Source organism: Streptomyces sp. SM11, assembly GCF_002910905.1.
Taxonomy (GTDB): domain Bacteria; phylum Actinomycetota; class Actinomycetes; order Streptomycetales; family Streptomycetaceae; genus Streptomyces.
The window spans coordinates 1-16,179 of record NZ_NEUE01000222.1; the positions used below are offsets into that span (position 1 = coordinate 1).

The following is a 16,179-nucleotide window of genomic DNA, read 5'->3' on the forward strand; positions in this document are numbered from 1 at the left end:
CCGGCCCGCTGCCGGGCCGCCGGGATACCCGACGCCGTCGGCTTCGCCACGAAACCCGCCCTCGCCGCCCGCATGATCGGCCGCGCCCTGGACGCCGGCGTTGCCGCATCCTGGGTGGCGGGCGATGAGGTCTACGGAGGCAACCCGCACCTGCGGACCGAGCTGGAGAGACGCGAGACCGGCTACGTGCTCGCCGTGGCCTGTGACCACCAGATCACCACCCGAGCTGGCAACTTCCGGGCCGACGTCCTGGTCAAGATGCTGCCGAAGCGGGCCTGGCAGAAACTCTCCGCCGGCGACGGCGCCAAGGGGCACCGCTTCTACGACTGGGCCCTGGCCGACATCGCCGACGACCGGCCGGGCCACCGTCAGCTGCTCGTCCGCCGCAACCGGCGCACCCGTGAACTCGCCTTCTACCGCTGCTACTCAGCAGTCCGGGTTCCGCTGTCCACCCTGGTGCGGGTCGCCGGGCGCAGATGGACGGCCGAGGAGACCTTCCAGTCCGGCAAGGGCCTGGCCGGACTGGACGAGCACCAGGTCAGACGCTGGACGTCCTGGCACCGCTGGGTCACCCTCGCGATGCTCGCCCACGCCTTCCTCACCGTCGTCCGCGCCGACGAACACGCCCGCCACTCGAAGCCGGACGGGCTGATACCGCTCACCTGCAACGAGATCCAGCACCTGTTCACCGCGCTCGCCGTCCGGCCCGTCCACGACGCGACCCACCGGCTCGACTGGTCCCATTGGCGACGCCGCCACCAGGCCCGATCCCAGGCCAGCCACTATCAGCGACAAGCCGCCCAGACATGAAGATCGCGATCTACAGCTGGAGTACTAGGGCGCGTATCTGGTTGTGATCAATCTGAGGGCTTCGCCCTCATGGTCGTGCCTGTTCCGGTAGATCATGTTGCGTGACGCGAGTGCAACTGACTGACGCCGAGTGGGAGTTCATCGGGCCGTACCTGCCGATCGGCGAGTACGGCCCGTACCCCGAGCGGCTGCGCCGCCAGTTCGAGGGTGTGATCTGGCGGTTCCGGACGGGCGGGCAGTGGAGGGAGATGCCGCAGGAGTTCGGGGCCTGGTCGGCGGTCCACAACCGCTTCCGGCAGTGGAGGGACGCCGGGGTCTTCGAGGCCCTGCTGGAGGGCGCGATCGCGGAGGCCGCGAAGCGGGGTGAGGTGGACCTGTCGCTGGTCAGCGTGGATTCCACCACCGTCCGGGCCCACCACGACGCCGCCGGGATGCACCTCGACCCCGGCACGCTCGCCGACCTGGAGAAGGCCGCCGAGGAGGCGGAGAAGGCCCGGCAAAAGGGGGCGGCCCGAAGGAACAAGACGGGCAGGACACCACAGACGACCCGGAACGGTACGAGCGACGAGGTGTCCGACGCAGACGCAAGTTCCGTCTGAAGACGGCACTGCTCGGACGGTCCAGAGGCGGGCAGACCAGCAAGGTCCACATCGCCGGCGAGCGCAAGTGCCGCCCGCTGGCAATCATCCTGAGCGAGGGACAGGCCGCCGACAGCCCGCAGTTCATCTCGGTGCTGGCGAAGGTCCGGGTTCGCGGGCCCGTCGGCCGCCCCCGCACCCGGCCCGACGCGGTCGCCGGCGACAAGGCCTACTCCTCCCGCGGCAACCGCGCCCACCTGCGCAAACGCGGCATCAAGGCCGTCATCCCCGAGAAGAAGGACCAGGGCGCCAACCGGAAGAAGAAGGGCAGCAGAGGCGGTCGGCCCGTCGGCCACGACGCCGAGCTCTACAAGGAGCGCAACACCGTCGAGCGCCTGATCAACAGGCTGAAGGCCTGGCGGGGCATCGCTACCCGGTTCGACAAGACACCCGAGAGCTACCTCGCCGGCCTCCACCTGCGTGCCTCGATGATCTGGATCAAGGACCTCACCAAGACCGCCCCTTGATCACGACCAAATACGCTCCCTAGTCCGCCTCCTCCGCTCCCGGCCGCATAACCTGGGCCTCGTCCAGCAGCGCCTCGGTCACCTCGTCGAGATCGAGGCGCCGCTCGACCTTGCGCAGCTGCGGCAGCTCGGCGCGCGTGGTGACCCGGCGCGGGGCGAGCAGACTGCAGCAATCCTCGTCGGGCAGGACCGAGACATCGGCGGTGCCGATGGACCGCGCCTCGTCGACGATCTCCTGCTTCTCCCAGCCGAGCAGCGGGCGCAGCACGGGCAAGGCGGCCGCCTCGTCCACGGCGACCATGTTGGCCAGCGTCTGGCCGGCGACCTGCCCCAGGCTGTCGCCGGCCAACAGCGCCTCGCCGCCCGTGCGGGCGGCGAGCGCGGAGGTGGTGCGCACCATGCGTCGGCGCTGGGTGACGAACCACGATCACGAGCAAGCAGAGCGCGGGCAACCAGCAGCAAACCGGCTGGCAGGGCTCCCGTTAAGAGGGCCGATCAGCCATTGAGATTGCTTCCTCCGTGCGGCCGGAGGAGGGGATGCCTGCCCAGAAGCTGCTGCCGTTGATGGACGGCGCCACCATTTCCCAAGCTGTGACGGGTCGTTGGGGGACAACCCGTAGTCTCGCGGTTGTTCGGGACGGGCTCGCCCCGAACAACCGCGATGACGGAGTCCGGCCGCAATTAGCAGGCCAGAGCCGGCGTTCTGTCGTCGAGCATCGCGCAGAGCGTTGTGCGTGCTCGCGACACCCGGGATCTGATGGTGCCCACGGGGCACGCGCTGGTGCGGGCCGCGTCGTCGTACGGCATGTCCAGGAGCTGGGTCAGGACGAACGCCTCGCGGCGGTCGTCCGGCAGCGCCTCGACGAGCGACATCAGGGCGATGCCTTCGTCGAAGCCGGGCAGGTCGCGCGGCTGACTGCACTCCGCGATGAACTGCCAGTCCGGGGTGTCGGCCAGGCGGGGGCGGGAAGCGGCGCGTCGCAGGCTGTCGACGACCGCTCGTCGGGCGATGGTCAGCAGCCAGGCGCGGGCCGAGCCGCGTCCCTGGAAGAGGTGGACGGTGGACACGGCACGCAGGAACGTCTCCTGGACCAGGTCCTCGGCCACCTGTGAGTCGTCTGCCAGGGCCGTGACATAGCGGCGGACGTCGTGGTGGAGGGCTCGGAAGACATGCTCGAAGGCGTCGGCGTCGCCCGCTGCGGCGCCGAGAGCCCAGGCAGTTACTTCGTCCTCCGTCGCCCCGGTGTGTCTTTGGGCAGGAAGCATGGGACTGCGGTTCCTTCCGGGTGTCCGGACGGGGCGCGGCCTGTGGGCGTGTGCCGGTCCGGAGAATGAGAGATCGCACCCGCGCAGGAGACACGGGGGTGCACGTCGGCGGCGTTGAGCGGCCGACGTGTGCCGGCTGTCAGTGGACAGCGATCTCTCGGGGTGGTCCCCGGGTGACGAGGGTGTCGGAGAGGAGGCGCGACTGCGGGCGCGTGACGGAGCGGTCGTAGGCGGAGGCCGGGGGCGCGGAAGGCAGAGGGCGGAGCGCGTCGAGCAGGAAGAAGGGAAGGGCGACGCGTTCCGCGAGGGCGCGGAGGATCTGGAAGGCGGCACGCTCGCCGCGCGCCAGCCACAGTCCGCACAGCAGTGCCGCCATGACGTGTCCCAGGAGCATGCCCCAGGAGGCGGTCCCGGTCATCGCGGTCATGTCGTGTGCGGACTGGGCCGCGTGGGCCGCGTGGGCGGCATGGGCTCCGTGGGAGGCGTGCCCCATGGCCGCTATGGCGGAGGAGCCGCCTTCCAGATTGGGCAGCGGCATGCTTTCCGTCAGCCCGGCCTGGGCGGCGACGTCGTAGGCGCGGGCTGCGGCGGCGTTGTTGCTGTGGGGGCCGCACAGCAGCGCGTCCGCCCATCTGGCCGCGAGGGCGGACTCGCCGTCGGCCCCCACGGCTGTCTGCTGCATGGTCTGGGCGAGCGTGAAGGCCGCGTGCAGGGCCGCCTGCACCGCGACGGTGAACGCGATGACGCCGGTCTGGCCTCGCTCCCTTCCCGCGACGAGCCAGGTCAGCATGCCCACACCGGCGAGGCTCAGCCCCAGAGACCACCACGGGAGCGGGGCGTCGGACATGAGGGCGTGACCGAGGGCAGCCAGCGAAACGCACACGACCGCGAAGAGCGCGGACCGTGTGGCGCGAAACCGCCATCCCACCGACATGTTTCCCGATCCTGGCACTGCCCCGCCCACACCTCCATACCGGGTCCCCTTTGGCGTGTTCCGTGCTTTGCCCTGCTGCCCGAAAGCCCACCTCGCCGATATCCGAATGGTCGTACGGCACCGTCTTCCAGTTCCCGGCCTTCTGAGAGTTCCGGGTGCATCGGGTGCACGCGGCCGATGCACCGTGCCTCCACGCTCGGCATCGACCGAGCTTGTTGCCCGGAGGTGCTGGGCATCACCTCGGTACTCGGGCTCCTGGCTCTGCCCGGGGTCCGATGGATGTGGAGGAGTGGACGATGACCGGATCACCCGAACCGCTGGCCACCTTCTGCGGCAACTGCAACTGCGGCTGTCCGGAACTGTTCGTCGACGAGGCCGCTTCGCCCGAGCGCCGGATCGTGATCACCGACGACTTCGGGCAGCGGGTGCAGATGAGCGCGGACCAGTTCGGGTCCCTGATCGAGGAGGCCAAGGCCGGCCGCCTCGACGCAGCCGTCAGCGCATGACGGCCACGCGGGTCCGGGGAGTGGGGCTTCCCGGACCCGCGCCCAACCCCGGTCCCGGGCGGTGCGGAGATCATCGCTCCGCATCGCGAACCGTGGTGTCAGACCGCTACCGGCTCGGTGACGGTGTATCCGGCCTCGGCGATGGCCAGGCGGATCCGGTTGTCGTCGAGGTCTTGGCCGCGGACCAGGACCGTCCCGTCGGGAAGATCGACCTCCACCGCGTCGACGCCCGGTACCTCGGCGACTTCCTCGGTGACACTTGCCACGCAGTGGCCGCACGTCATTCCGGCGACGCGGTAGCGGTTCTCGTTCATGCTCTGCTCCTTGTGTGGGTCCCCTGCCTATACGGACAGCGGAGGGTCGGCGTTCACCGGCCACTCGGGCGGCAGTTTCGGTGAGCCGGTCACCACAGGGGTCGTTCGCCGACCCAGGCCTGCTCCCTCCTTCACCCGTACGGGCGCTGTGACGCTGTTCACCCGGATGCCCAGGAACTTTCGCCGGTTTCTCTTCGACTTCTGGAATACCGCGAGCCGTCGTGTATCGGTTCGTGTCCCGAACGGCGAGGAGCCACCTGTGGAGCAGAAGGCAGAGCCTGAGCCCGGGGCGAAGACCGCCCGTTCGCTCCCGCCAGGGGCGTTTTGGGCGTTCCTCCTGCTGTTGGCTGTGGTGTTTGCGGGGGCCTACGCGGTGGGCCGGGCCGTGGGGCCGGTCGCGCCGGGGATGCATGGCCCCGGGGTCACGAGTGACTCACCCTCGCGAGACGCGGATATGCCGATGGAGCACGGGGGCGGTCACTGATGGCGGCTGACGTGGTGCCTGTCGTCGTCGCCACCGACCTGGCGGTCGGGGGAATGACGTGCGCGGCCTGTGTCCGAAGAGTTGAGCGCAAGCTGGGCAAGCTGGACGGTGTCACGGCGGAGGTGAACCTCGCCTCGGGCCGGGCCCGGGTCAGCCATCCGGCGGAGGCGACTACGGAGGAGCTGATCTTCGCGGTTGTCGCGGCCGGTTACACCGCTGAGTTGGTGAAGCCGCCAGAGGAGGAACGGCCCGCCGAGGCCGATCAGGCATCCGGCGAAGAGGCGCGGCGGGAGAGGGAGCGTCTGCTCGTCACCACCGTGCTGTCGGTCCCCGTGCTCGTGCTGTCGATGGTTCCGGCCCTGCAGTTCGACAACTGGCAGTGGCTGTGTTTCGTCCTCACCGCCCCTGTCGCGACGGCTAGCGCCTGGCCCTTCCACCGCCGTGCCCTGAGCGGTCTGCGGCACGCGACGGCGACCATGGACACGCTGGTCTCGCTCGGCGTCCTCGCGTCGTTCGGCTGGTCCACGTACGCCCTGTTCCTGGGCGGTGCCGGTATGCCCGACATGCGCATGGGGTTCAGCCTGGTCCCCTCGACCTCCGATGGCATGGCGCACGTCTACCTGGAGGCGGCGGTGGGCGTACCGCTGTTCGTCCTGCTGGGCCGGTTCCTTGAAGGTCGGGCCCGGCGGGGGACCGGGGCGGCCTTGCGGTCGCTCGCCCGCCTTGCCGCGAAGGAGGTCACCGTACGCCGGGGCGGCACGGACGCACTCCTGCCGATCGAGCAGCTGCGGACCGGCGACACCTTCGTGGTGCGTCCGGGGGATCGGGTCGCCACGGACGGCCAGGTGGCGGAGGGCAGTTCGGCCGTCGACCTGTCCCTGGTCACCGGGGAGTCCGAACCCGTGGAGGTGGGGCCGGGGGCCTCGGTCACCGGCGGTTCCGTGAACATGGGTGGCTTGCTGCTGGTGCGGGCGACCGCCGTCGGCGCGGACACCCAGCTGGCCCGCATCACCCAGCTGGTCACCGACGCCCAGGCAGGCAAGGCCCGCGCCCAGCGGCTGGCCGACACCGTCGCCGGAGTCTTCGTCCCCGTCGTCCTGGCGCTCGCGGCCACGACGCTCGGCTTCTGGCTCGGCGCCGGCGCCGACCCCCAGGCCGCGATCACCGCCGCCGTCGCGGTTCTGGTCGTCGCCTGCCCGTGTGCGCTGGGGCTCGCGACCCCGACGGCACTGATGGCCGCCACCGGACGCGGGGCGCGGCTGGGTGTTCTGGTGAGTGGACCGCAGGCACTCGAAGGGCTCCAGCACGTCGACACCGTCGTGCTCGACAAGACGGGGACCCTGACCTCCGGACACATGAGCGTCGGCCGGGTCACCGCCGCGCCAGACGGCCCGGGCGCGGACGTGACCGTTCGGCTGGCGGGTGCGCTGGAGCAGGGCTCGGAGCACCCACTGGGCCACGCGATCACGACCTTCGCCCGGCGCGCCGCCGGAGACGACGGCCTGCCCGCAGTGACCGGCTTCCGCGCCACCGCGGGCCACGGGGTGAGCGGAACGGTGGAGGGGCGCGAGGTCGAGGTGCTGACACCGGACGGCACCGAACTGCCCGCCCCACTGCGCGCCGCATGTGAGCAGGCCGATGAGTCCGCCCGTACGGCGGTGCTGGTTCGCGTGGACGGCGCCGCCGCCGCGATCGTGGAGGTCACCGATCTCGTACGGCCCGGCAGCTACCGCGCCGTAGACCGGCTGCGCAGGCTCGGTGTCCGGCCTGTGCTCGCCACGGGTGATCGGGCCCCCGTCGCACGGGCGGTCGCCGAGGACCTCGGCATCGCGGAAGTCCACGCCCGGTGCACTCCGCAGGAGAAGGCCGAACTGGTGCGCCGACTACGGGCCGAGGGGCGCCGGGTCGCTGTCGTCGGGGACGGCGTCAACGACGCCGCCGCACTCGCCGGGGCCGACCTGGGCATCGCCATGGGCACCGGGACGGACGTAGCCATCGGCGCCGCAGACGTCACCCTCGTACGCGGCGACATCGAGGCGCTCGCGGACGCCGTCCGGCTGGCCCGGCACACCTTGGGCACCATCCGCACCAATCTGGTGTGGGCCTTCGGCTACAACGCGGTGACCATGCCACTGGCCATGGTCGGCCTGCTCAACCCCATGGTCGCCGCCGTCGCGATGTCCCTCAGCTCGGTCCTCGTCGTGGCCAACAGCCTGCGGCTGCGCACCTGGCAGCCCTCACCGGCCGGTAAGTCCCGTCCCCGCCCCCGTACCGCCGCACGGAGCATGGTGTGACGCTCACTGATCCCACCCACGACGCTCCACCGCAGCTCATATCCGTCTCTCGCCGAGGAACCGCGCGTACATGAACTCCTCACCTTCCGCTTCCTCCCGTCTGCGCCGTGCACGCGAGGCGACCGGGACCGGCCTGGTCGTCGCCCTGGTCTCACTCGTCGCCATCGGCTGCCTCTCGGCCTGGGCAGGTGCCGGCCATGCGGGCAGCCCCGCGAAGATCGAGGTCAGGGAAGCCCAGGTCCTGCTACCGGTGATACCGGGTCGGAACACCAACGCCTACTTCCGCATCGTCAACACCGGCGGTGCGCCTGACAGGCTCCTCTCGGTCACCTCGCCGGCGGTCTCGGCCGCCGAGCTGACCGTGCACCGCATGAACGGGGAGAACGGGGCCCACCGGGAGAGCTCCGGGAGCGTGGAGATCCCCGCGGAGGGGGAGGTAGCGATGTCCCCGCACGGCTCGGCGGTGACCGTCCGCTCCGACCCTTCGTGGCGGCCGGGGGAGCGCGTCGCGTTCACTCTCGCATTCCAGCGGTCCGGGACGATCACGGTGGAAGCCGACGTCCGGCCGGTCACGCTGGGGTCCGCACCCTGAAGGCGAGGCGAATGAACGCCCTTCGTGGCCTTTCGCGATACCGGCGAAGAATTCCGTCGAGCCGGGAACCCGGAAGCTCTTGCGCCCGACTTATGGGACAGCGCGGTAGCTGATCCGACGGGGACGTCGTCGCTTTCCCTTGAGTCCGCTTCCGGGCGGTGAGGGTGAGCAGGCCAAGCGGAGATCATGACGGTCTCTTCCGTCGGCTGAATTGCCACGCGTGTTCACGCATGTGCCATGGCCGATTCACCGGAGGAGATTTCCGTGCAGGTCGCTATCGTTCTCTACCCCGCATTCACCGCGCTGGACGTTCTCGGCCCCTATGAAGTCCTGGGGCGCCTGCCAGGGGTCCGGACCGTCTTCGTCGCTGAGAATCCCGGGCTCGTGACCAACGACCTGGGCAGTCTGTCGATCGACGTGGTGAAGCGCTTGGACGAGGTGCCTGCCCCTGATGTGGTGCTGATCGGCGGTGGTCCCGGGCAGGCCGAGCAGATGACGGACGGCGCCCTGCACGCCTGGCTGCGTGATGCCGACCGGACGGCGACCTGGATGACCTCGGTCTGCACGGGCTCGCTGGTGCTGGCCGCCGCCGGGGTCCTGTCCGGTCGGCGTGCCACGACCCACTGGGGAGCGCTGGACCAGCTCACCGAATTCGGCGTGACGCCCACGCCCGAACGCGTCGTCATCGACGGTCACTACGCGACCGGTGCCGGCGTGTCGGCCGGTATCGACATGGCCCTGATGCTGGCCGGCCGGATCTCCGGCGACGACGTGGCCCAGGCCGTGCAACTTCTCATCGAGTACGCGCCGCAGCCGCCGTACAACGCGGGAAGCAGGGAGACGGCCTCGGACGAGGTCGTCCAGACCCTTTTCACCGTCTTCGGCTCCGACGCACCGGAAGAGAGCGGCTGAGACACGCTGTTCCTTCTCCGTCGTGTGCCGATTCGATCAGTTCTTTCGCCCATGACGGGAACTCGACCGGACCCCCGTTCGACTTTTGATACGAAGCGGCCACCAACCCTCGATGAGGTCGCTGCCGCTAGGGATGGGTCATTATGGTCCAGACCTTTCGGCTCGGGCGGGAAGGAATGCGTGATGCAGACGACGGACGAGCAGTTCGCCGCTATACGTGCGGAGTTCGGCCCCGACTCGCTGGCGCGGGTGGAGGAGATGATGGCGCCAGGAGGAATTCCGAGACATCCGCTCCAAGCGGGCGCGAAATGGATCCTGCCGGGAATCTCGCAGCGGCCCTGGCACGATCCGCGGAGCGATCCGGCCATCGGCTCGCTGGTCGACGCGCTGGAGAGCGCGCACGGCGCCATCCGTGCCGAGCACGAGCGGGCGTGGCGTACCCGGCGTACTGCGTTCTCCGACTACGAGCACTACCTGACCCGCCAGGACGACTGGCAGTCCCTCTACCTCTACCAGGACGGTCAGCTCAACCCGGCGTCCGCCGACCTGGCCCCCACCGCGTTCGGCGTCATCAGGGACATCGCCGTTGCCGACAGCCTGATCTGCCCTCTCCTGGAAAGCCACTTCTCCACACTCCTGCCGGGGTCCCGCATCCCTCCCCACAGCGACCTGTGGAACTTCAGCATCAACCTCCACTTCGCCGTCGACATCCCGGCCGACTGCGACATCACCGTCGCCGGGGAGACCCGCGGTTGGGAAGAGGGACGTTGTCTGCTCTTCGACTACTCCTTCGAGCACCACGCGGAGAACCGCGGTGACCGGCCGCGGACCTGTCTCCTCGTCGACCTCTGGCATCCCGAGACGACCTTGCCCGAACGCCGGGCGCTGACCGTCCTGGTGACGGAGGTACGGAAGCTCCTCGCCGACATGTGACCCCCACCGCGCCCCACACAGGGCCCACCGGCCCACGCAGGACGTGCTCCCGACGCCCCCTCACGCCCGCCGGGGCGGTCTCCGGCATGCCCGCACGCACCGTCCGCTCTTGCCCGGCCCGTCCGCCGGCTCCACTCCCAGAAAGGGACGATCATGTCCGCGACCGCCGCCGAGCCGACAGCGGGGCGCCGACGCCTCGGCCTTCCCGTGGTCGTCCTGGCGCTCGCCCAGCTCGTCATCTCCCTCGACTACAGCATCGTCTACGTGGCCCTGCCCGAGATCGGCGCGGGACTCGGGTTCTCCGACCACGACCTCCAGTGGGTGGTCAGCGCGTACGTCGTCACCACGGGCGGCTTCCTGCTGCTGGGCGGGCGTGCGGCCGATCTCCTGGGGCGTCGCCGGATGTTCGTCCTCGCCACCGCGATATACGCCGCCTCCTCCCTGGTAGGAGGGCTGGCCCAGTCGCCCGGAGTGCTGCTCGCCGTCCGCGCGGCGCAGGGGATCGGCGGCTCCCTGCTGTTCCCCGCCACGCTGTCGCTGATCAGCACCACGTACGCCGAAGGGCCGGTGCGCAACCGGGCGCTCGCGATCTGGGGCGCCGCCGGAGCGGGTGGCTTGTGCTTCGGTTCGCTGCTCGGCGGTGTCCTGGTCCACGGGTACGGCTGGCCCTCGGTGTTCCTGGTCAACGTTCCCGTGGCCCTCGCTCTGGCCGTCCTGGGACGGATGCTCTTTCCGGCCGATCCGCCCCGGGACCGTACACGCCGCTTCGACGCGGCCGGGGCGCTGGCCGCCACCGCCGGGCTCACCCTGGTCGTCTTCCTGCTGGTGTACGCGCCCGCCCAGGGCTGGACGCGTTCCGCTTCCCTTGCCGCGGCAGGGATAGGGCTGGTCTTCCTGGTCCTCTTCGCCGCCATCGAGCGCCGAGCGCCCGACCCGCTGGTGCCCGTGCGCCTCTTCCTGAACCGGGGGCTGGTCATGGCCACGGCGGTCGCGGCCCTATTCGGCGCGACGTTCAGCTCGCTGCCCTATTTCCTCACCCTGTACTTCCAGGCGGTGCGGGGCTACGACGCGTTCGTAACGGGCCTCTGCTTCCTGCTTCCGGCCGTCGTCGTCGCGGCGGGCACCCAGGCAGGGCCGCCCGCCGTCGCCCGCTTCGGGATGCTGCGGCTACTGGTGGGCGGACTGGCAGCCGGCGCCGTCGGCACACTCGCCCTGATTCCCGCCGTCTCGTCGGACGGCTCCTACCTGTCGCTGCTGCCGGGGATCGTGCTTATCAGTCTGGGGCAGGGCTCCGCGTGGACGGCCCTGTGGATCGCCGCGGCCTCGGGGATCGCTCCGGGGGACCAGGGCATCGCCTCCGGGATCGCGTCCACCTCCCTCCAGGTCGGCGGTGCCGTCGGCCTCGCGCTGCTCGTCGCCGCCGCCTCCGGCATCGGCCAGCAGTCCTCGGCGGCGGACCTCCTCGACGGCATCCGGACCGCTCTGTTCGTGATGTCCGGGGCCTTGGCGCTCGGCGCGCTCACCGCCCTCATGGTCCGGAGGGCGACCTCCTCGTGAACGCTCCGACACCCGCATCCCCACCGCTGGCCAGGAGAACGATGACTGCGCTTTCCGCCGAGCGGTCCGACCGCGCCGCCGTGCTGTGCGGCGTCGGAGGGGTGCTGCCCCGGCGCAGGGTCGACAACGCCGAGTTGGCCGCCCGGCTCGACACCGACGACGCCTGGATACGCACCCGGACCGGTATCCGCTCCCGGCACATCGCGGCCCCGCACGAGGCCACCTCCGACCTGGCCGTGGCCGCAGGCGGCCGGGCCCTCGCCAACTCCGGTACGGACAGGGCCGATGCCGTCGTGGTGGCCACCACCACCCCCGACCGGACATGTCCCGCCACGGCTCCGCTGGTCGCCGCGCGGCTCGGACTGACCGGGGTGGCGGCATTCGATGTCGGCGCGGTATGCACCGGGTTCGTCTACGCCCTGGCCGCCGGCGCGGGCCTGATCACCTCGGGCGTCGCAGATCGTGTCCTGGTCATCGGCGCGGACGTGTATTCCCGCATCGTGGACCCGGACGACCGGCAGAACGCGGTGGTGTTCGGGGACGGTGCCGGAGCCGTCGTCCTGCGCGCCGGGTACGCCGAGGAGCCCGGGGCGTTGAGCGCCTTCGACCTCGGCAGCGACGGCGCCCACGAAGACATGATCACTGTCGCGGCCGGCGGCTCCCGCCTCCCCGCCGACCCGTCCCGTACCGCACACGCTGAACGCCACTTCGCGATGCGGGGCAAGGAGGTCTTCCGGCATGCGCTGACCCGGATGACGGAATCGGCGCGCACCGTGCTGAAACGCTCCGGCCTGACCCCGGACGACGTCGACCGGTTCGTACCGCACCAGGCCAACCTCCGCATCCTGCGCACCGTCGCCACCGACCTCGGCCTGCCCGCCGACCGCTGCGCCACGCATGTGGAGCGGGCCGGAAACACCGGAGCAGCCTCCATCCCGCTCGCCCTCACCGACGACCACACGCACCGGTCCCTGCGGCCGGGCGACCGGGTCCTACTCACCGCCTTCGGAGGCGGCCTCACCTGGGGTTCCTGCCTCCTTACTTGGCCGGATCTGCCCCCGGCCGCCGAACCCGCCCACCACGAAGAGGAATCCGCCCCGTGACTGCCACCTACGAGCAACTGGTGTCCATCCTCACCACCCTGCACGAAGCTCCCGCCGACCATTTCCGGCCCGAGGCGACCTACGCCGACCTCGACGTCGACTCGCTGACGATGGTCGAGATCAGCATCCACATCGAGCGCCACCTCGGCGTGACCGTCGACGACAGCGAACTCGTTCCGGACCTGACCCTCGGTGCCACCGCGGAGCTAATCGACGCCCGCCTGGCCGCCTGAACCGACCACGGCCCGTACCCCCGCCACCGAACCAGAAGGAGCGCCACCATGCGCATCACCGACACCACCACCGCCATCGGCGCGTCCGTAGAGGACTTCGACCACACCTCGGCGTCCGAGGACGACATTTCGGCTCTGAAGGAGGCCGTCTACCGACGCAAGATCGCCGTCCTCAAGGGACAGGACCTCTCCCCGCAGGCGTTCCTGGAGCTGGGCCGCCGACTCGGCCGCCCCGAGACGTACTACGAGCCGATGTACCAGCACCCCGACGTCTCCGAGGTGTTCGTCTCCTCCAACGTCCCCGAGAACGGCAAGCAGATCGGCGTCCCCAAGACCGGCAAGTTCTGGCACGCCGACTACCAGTTCATGCCCGACCCGTTCGGCATCACCCTGATCTACCCCCAGGTCATACCGGCCAAGAACCGTGGCACGTACTTCATCGACATGGGCGCCGCCTACGAGAGGCTGTCCCTGGATCTCAGGAACGAGATCGAGGGGACCCGCTGCCTGCACTCCGTACGCAAGTACTTCAAGGTCCGCCCGCACGACGTCTACCGCCCTCTCTCGGAGATCATCCAGGAGGTCGAGGAGAAGACCCCCGCCGTCCGTCAGCCCACGGTCTTCACCCACCCCATGACCGGTGAGAAGGTGCTCTACCTCAGCGAGGGCTTCACCGTCGGCATGGAGGACGAGGACGGCAAGCCGCTCGATGAGGAACTGCTCCAGCGGCTCTTCGAAGCGACCGGGCAGCTCGACCGCTCCTTCGAGCACGAGAACATCCACCTCCAGAGCTTCGAACAGGGCGACCTGCTCGTCTGGGACAACCGCAGCCTCATCCACTGCGCCCGGCACACCACCACGCCCGAGCCCACGGTCTCCTTCCGCGTCACCGTCCACGACGAGCGCAAGCTCCACGCGGGCCTGGAGGCGGCATGACCGCCACGGACACGACCGCGACACGGGCCTTCGCCACGGACGAGGACCTGCTGCCCCGGGTGCTCACCCCGTACAAGGACCACTGCCGCTATCTGCTGAGTGCCGAGGTGTCCGCCCTGCCCGGCGGGCTCTCCCGGGTGCGCGCGACCTTCGCGATCGCGGAGTCCTGCTACATCGACGACACCGGCCATCTGAACGCGGTCGAGGTGAACATCGCCTACAACCAGATGATGTATTACCTCGTCGCCAAGTCGGTGAAAGAACGGCTGCTGACCGGCTTCGAGCACTGGACGCTGGAGGACTTCTGGCGTCACCAACTCCCTGACATCCTCATCGCGCGCTTTGCCTCCCGCTTCCAACGGCCTATCGACGCCAGGGACTTCCACGGCGAGATGGAGTTCCGCTCCGTCGAGCGACGTGCACCGGGCGGCAAGCCGCTGCTCATGGCCACCACCGCCTACCGCTACGGCGACGCCCAAGGCGGCCGGTGCGACGGCGACACCACCCTCGCCTTCGTCAACATCACCTGACCCCTCCTCGCCCGCCACCGCGGGCCGGCACCGGACGGACATCACGCATGGCATCCCCCGACAGCCCGCAGCCGGGCGACCGGCTGCACCACGGCCTCACGACACTGATCGACACCGCCCGCTTCCATGCCGGACACCGGCCGGACACCCCGGCCGTCATCTGCGGCGACACCACCCTCACGTACGCGGATCTGGACCGCGAGAGCGACCGCGTCGCGCGGGCGTTGCGTGCGGCGGGGCTGACGGCCGGGGACCGGGTCGCCTACCTCGGCAAGGAGTCCGAGCGCTATTACGAGGTCCTCTTCGCCTGCGCCAAGACCGGCACGGTCCTCGTCCCGGTCAACTGGCGGCTCACCTCACCCGAGGTGAGCCACATCCTCCAGGACTCCGCCACCCGGCTCCTCTTCGTCGAGGAGGAGTTCCGCACCGTCGTGGACGGCATGCCCGACACCCCGCCCGATCACATCGTGGCGCTTGACACGGCCGACGGGTACGCCCTCTGGAAGGCCACCGGTACCGGAGCCGACGAGGCGTACCCGGCCACCCGCGACACCCCGGTGGCCCAGCTCTACACCAGCGGCACCACCGGGCTCCCCAAGGGCGTCGTCCTGGCCCACCGCAGCTTCTTCGCCATCGCGGACGCCATGGCCGAGGCGGACGTGGACTGGATCGACTGGCGGGCCGGGGACATCGCGCTGATCGGCATCCCCGGGTTCCACATCGGCGGCCTGTGGTGGGCCACGCAGAACTTCAACGCCGGAACCACCGTCGTGGCCATGCCCGCCTTCGACGCGGCCCTGGCGGTCGAGCTGATCCACCGGCTCGGCATCGCCACCGCCTGCGTCGTTCCCGCCATGCTGCGGATGATGCTGACCCGGCCCGGCGTCACCCCGGCCGACTTCGCCACCCTCCGCAAGATCGTCTACGGCGGATCCCCGATCTCCGAGACCCTACTGGAGCAGAGCCTGGCCGTGTTCCGCTGTGAGTTCGCCCAGATCTACGGCCTCACCGAGACCGGCAACACCGCCGCCTGCCTGCCGCCCGCCGTACACGAACCCGGCTCGCCCCTCATGCAGGCCGCGGGCCGCCCCTACCCGGGTGTGCGCGTCCAGGTGATCGACGACCACGGCACCGTGCTTCCGCCAGGGGCCGTCGGCGAAGTTTGCCTCGCCACCCCGGCGCACATGGTCGAGTACTGGAACCTCCCCGACAAGACCGCCGAGACCCTCGTCGACGGCTGGATCCACACCGGGGACGCCGGCTTCGTCGACGAGGACGGCTACATCTTCATCCGCGACCGGATCAAGGACGCCATCCTCGTGGCCGGAGAGAACGTCTACCCGGCGGAGATCGAGAACGTCCTGGAACACCACCCCGGCGTCGCCGAAGCCGTGGTCGTCGGCGCACCGGACGAGCGGTGGGGCGAGTACGTCCACGCCTTCGTCGTCCCCGCCGACCGGGGCGGAGCACCCGTCCGCGCCCGCGACCTCCACACCTTCCTCACCTTCCGGCTGGCCGCGTTCAAGCTGCCCGCGAAGTACGAGTTCATCGACCACGTGCCCCGTAACCCCAGCGGGAAGATCCTCCGCCGCGAACTGCGCGACCGCTTCTGGGACAACGCCGACCGCAAGGTCAACTGAGCGCCGCCCACCGGCAACCGCACACCGCGC

The 16,179-nt window shown here is 70.2% G+C and carries 15 protein-coding genes and 2 pseudogenes; 13 read left to right on the plus strand and 4 right to left on the minus strand.

The annotated features are described in order from the left end of the window. On the plus strand, positions 1-810 hold an 810-nt coding region (locus B9S58_RS22545; protein WP_107494940.1), incomplete at its 5' end, for an IS701 family transposase. A 101-nt stretch (positions 811-911) separates the two neighbouring features. Continuing rightward, a pseudogene (locus B9S58_RS22550) lies at positions 912-1,915 on the plus strand (IS5 family transposase). 19 nt (positions 1,916-1,934) lie between these two features. Here the strand turns inward: B9S58_RS22550 and B9S58_RS22555 are convergent. The 3 genes and pseudogenes from B9S58_RS22555 to B9S58_RS22565 form a co-directional block, all read right to left on the minus strand. After that, positions 1,935-2,333, minus strand: a pseudogene (locus B9S58_RS22555) (tRNA 4-thiouridine(8) synthase ThiI); the annotation flags it as partial. A 263-nt stretch (positions 2,334-2,596) separates the two neighbouring features. Then, positions 2,597-3,181, minus strand: coding sequence for a sigma-70 family RNA polymerase sigma factor (locus B9S58_RS22560; RefSeq protein ID WP_103533900.1), 585 nt, complete (start codon positions 3,179-3,181; stop codon positions 2,597-2,599). A gap of 139 nt (positions 3,182-3,320) precedes the next feature. Continuing rightward, entirely contained in the window at positions 3,321-4,115 is a 795-nt protein-coding gene (locus B9S58_RS22565) for a hypothetical protein (RefSeq protein WP_103533901.1), read from the minus strand. Between the two features lie 296 nt (positions 4,116-4,411). Between B9S58_RS22565 and B9S58_RS22570 the strand changes: the two genes are divergently transcribed. Further along, a complete protein-coding gene (locus tag B9S58_RS22570) occupies positions 4,412-4,621 on the plus strand; it encodes a hypothetical protein (RefSeq protein WP_103533902.1) in 210 nt (69 codons plus the stop codon). 98 nt (positions 4,622-4,719) lie between these two features. Here the strand turns inward: B9S58_RS22570 and B9S58_RS22575 are convergent, their stop codons facing one another. Then, the gene (locus tag B9S58_RS22575; protein WP_103533903.1) at positions 4,720-4,935 is read right to left on the minus strand and encodes a heavy-metal-associated domain-containing protein; all 216 of its coding nucleotides are present in this window, start codon (positions 4,933-4,935) and stop codon (positions 4,720-4,722) included. A 483-nt stretch (positions 4,936-5,418) separates the two neighbouring features. On the opposite strand from B9S58_RS22575, the gene B9S58_RS22585 reads away from it, so the two are divergent. The 10 genes from B9S58_RS22585 to B9S58_RS22630 all read left to right on the plus strand — a co-directional run bounded on the left by B9S58_RS22585 (position 5,419) and on the right by B9S58_RS22630 (position 16,149). Next, complete coding sequence (locus B9S58_RS22585; RefSeq protein ID WP_103533905.1) at positions 5,419-7,713, plus strand: cation-translocating P-type ATPase; 2,295 nt, start codon at positions 5,419-5,421, stop codon at positions 7,711-7,713. 70 nt (positions 7,714-7,783) lie between these two features. Beyond that, the gene (locus tag B9S58_RS22590; RefSeq protein WP_103533906.1) at positions 7,784-8,305 is read left to right on the plus strand and encodes a copper chaperone PCu(A)C; all 522 of its coding nucleotides are present in this window, start codon (positions 7,784-7,786) and stop codon (positions 8,303-8,305) included. Positions 8,306-8,569: 264 nt separating this feature from the next. Next, entirely contained in the window at positions 8,570-9,217 is a 648-nt protein-coding gene (locus tag B9S58_RS22595; protein ID WP_103533907.1) for a DJ-1/PfpI family protein, read from the plus strand. 183 nt (positions 9,218-9,400) lie between these two features. Continuing rightward, positions 9,401-10,150 carry an aspartyl/asparaginyl beta-hydroxylase domain-containing protein gene (locus tag B9S58_RS22600; RefSeq protein ID WP_103533908.1) on the plus strand — a complete coding sequence of 250 codons (750 nt, stop codon included), beginning with the start codon at positions 9,401-9,403 and terminating at the stop codon, positions 10,148-10,150. A gap of 153 nt (positions 10,151-10,303) precedes the next feature. Beyond that, positions 10,304-11,707: an MFS transporter gene (locus tag B9S58_RS22605; RefSeq protein ID WP_103533909.1), complete on the plus strand. Its 1,404-nt coding sequence runs from the start codon at positions 10,304-10,306 to the stop codon at positions 11,705-11,707. 41 nt (positions 11,708-11,748) lie between these two features. Beyond that, positions 11,749-12,810, plus strand: coding sequence for a beta-ketoacyl-ACP synthase III (locus B9S58_RS22610; RefSeq protein ID WP_103533910.1), 1,062 nt, complete (start codon positions 11,749-11,751; stop codon positions 12,808-12,810). After that, positions 12,807-13,043 (plus strand): acyl carrier protein, encoded by a 237-nt coding sequence (locus B9S58_RS22615; RefSeq protein ID WP_097982508.1) that lies wholly within the window; start codon positions 12,807-12,809, stop codon positions 13,041-13,043. Before B9S58_RS22610 ends, B9S58_RS22615 begins: the two co-directional genes overlap by 4 nt. 48 nt (positions 13,044-13,091) lie before the next feature. Further along, positions 13,092-13,979: a TauD/TfdA family dioxygenase gene (locus B9S58_RS22620; protein WP_103533911.1), complete on the plus strand. Its 888-nt coding sequence runs from the start codon at positions 13,092-13,094 to the stop codon at positions 13,977-13,979. Then, positions 13,976-14,509, plus strand: coding sequence for an FcoT family thioesterase (locus tag B9S58_RS22625; RefSeq protein WP_103533912.1), 534 nt, complete (start codon positions 13,976-13,978; stop codon positions 14,507-14,509). The genes B9S58_RS22620 and B9S58_RS22625 overlap by 4 nt, the downstream gene beginning before the upstream one ends. A 47-nt stretch (positions 14,510-14,556) precedes the next feature. Continuing rightward, positions 14,557-16,149 (plus strand): long-chain-fatty-acid--CoA ligase, encoded by a 1,593-nt coding sequence (locus B9S58_RS22630; RefSeq protein ID WP_103533913.1) that lies wholly within the window; start codon positions 14,557-14,559, stop codon positions 16,147-16,149. Positions 16,150-16,179: the final 30 nt, after the last annotated feature.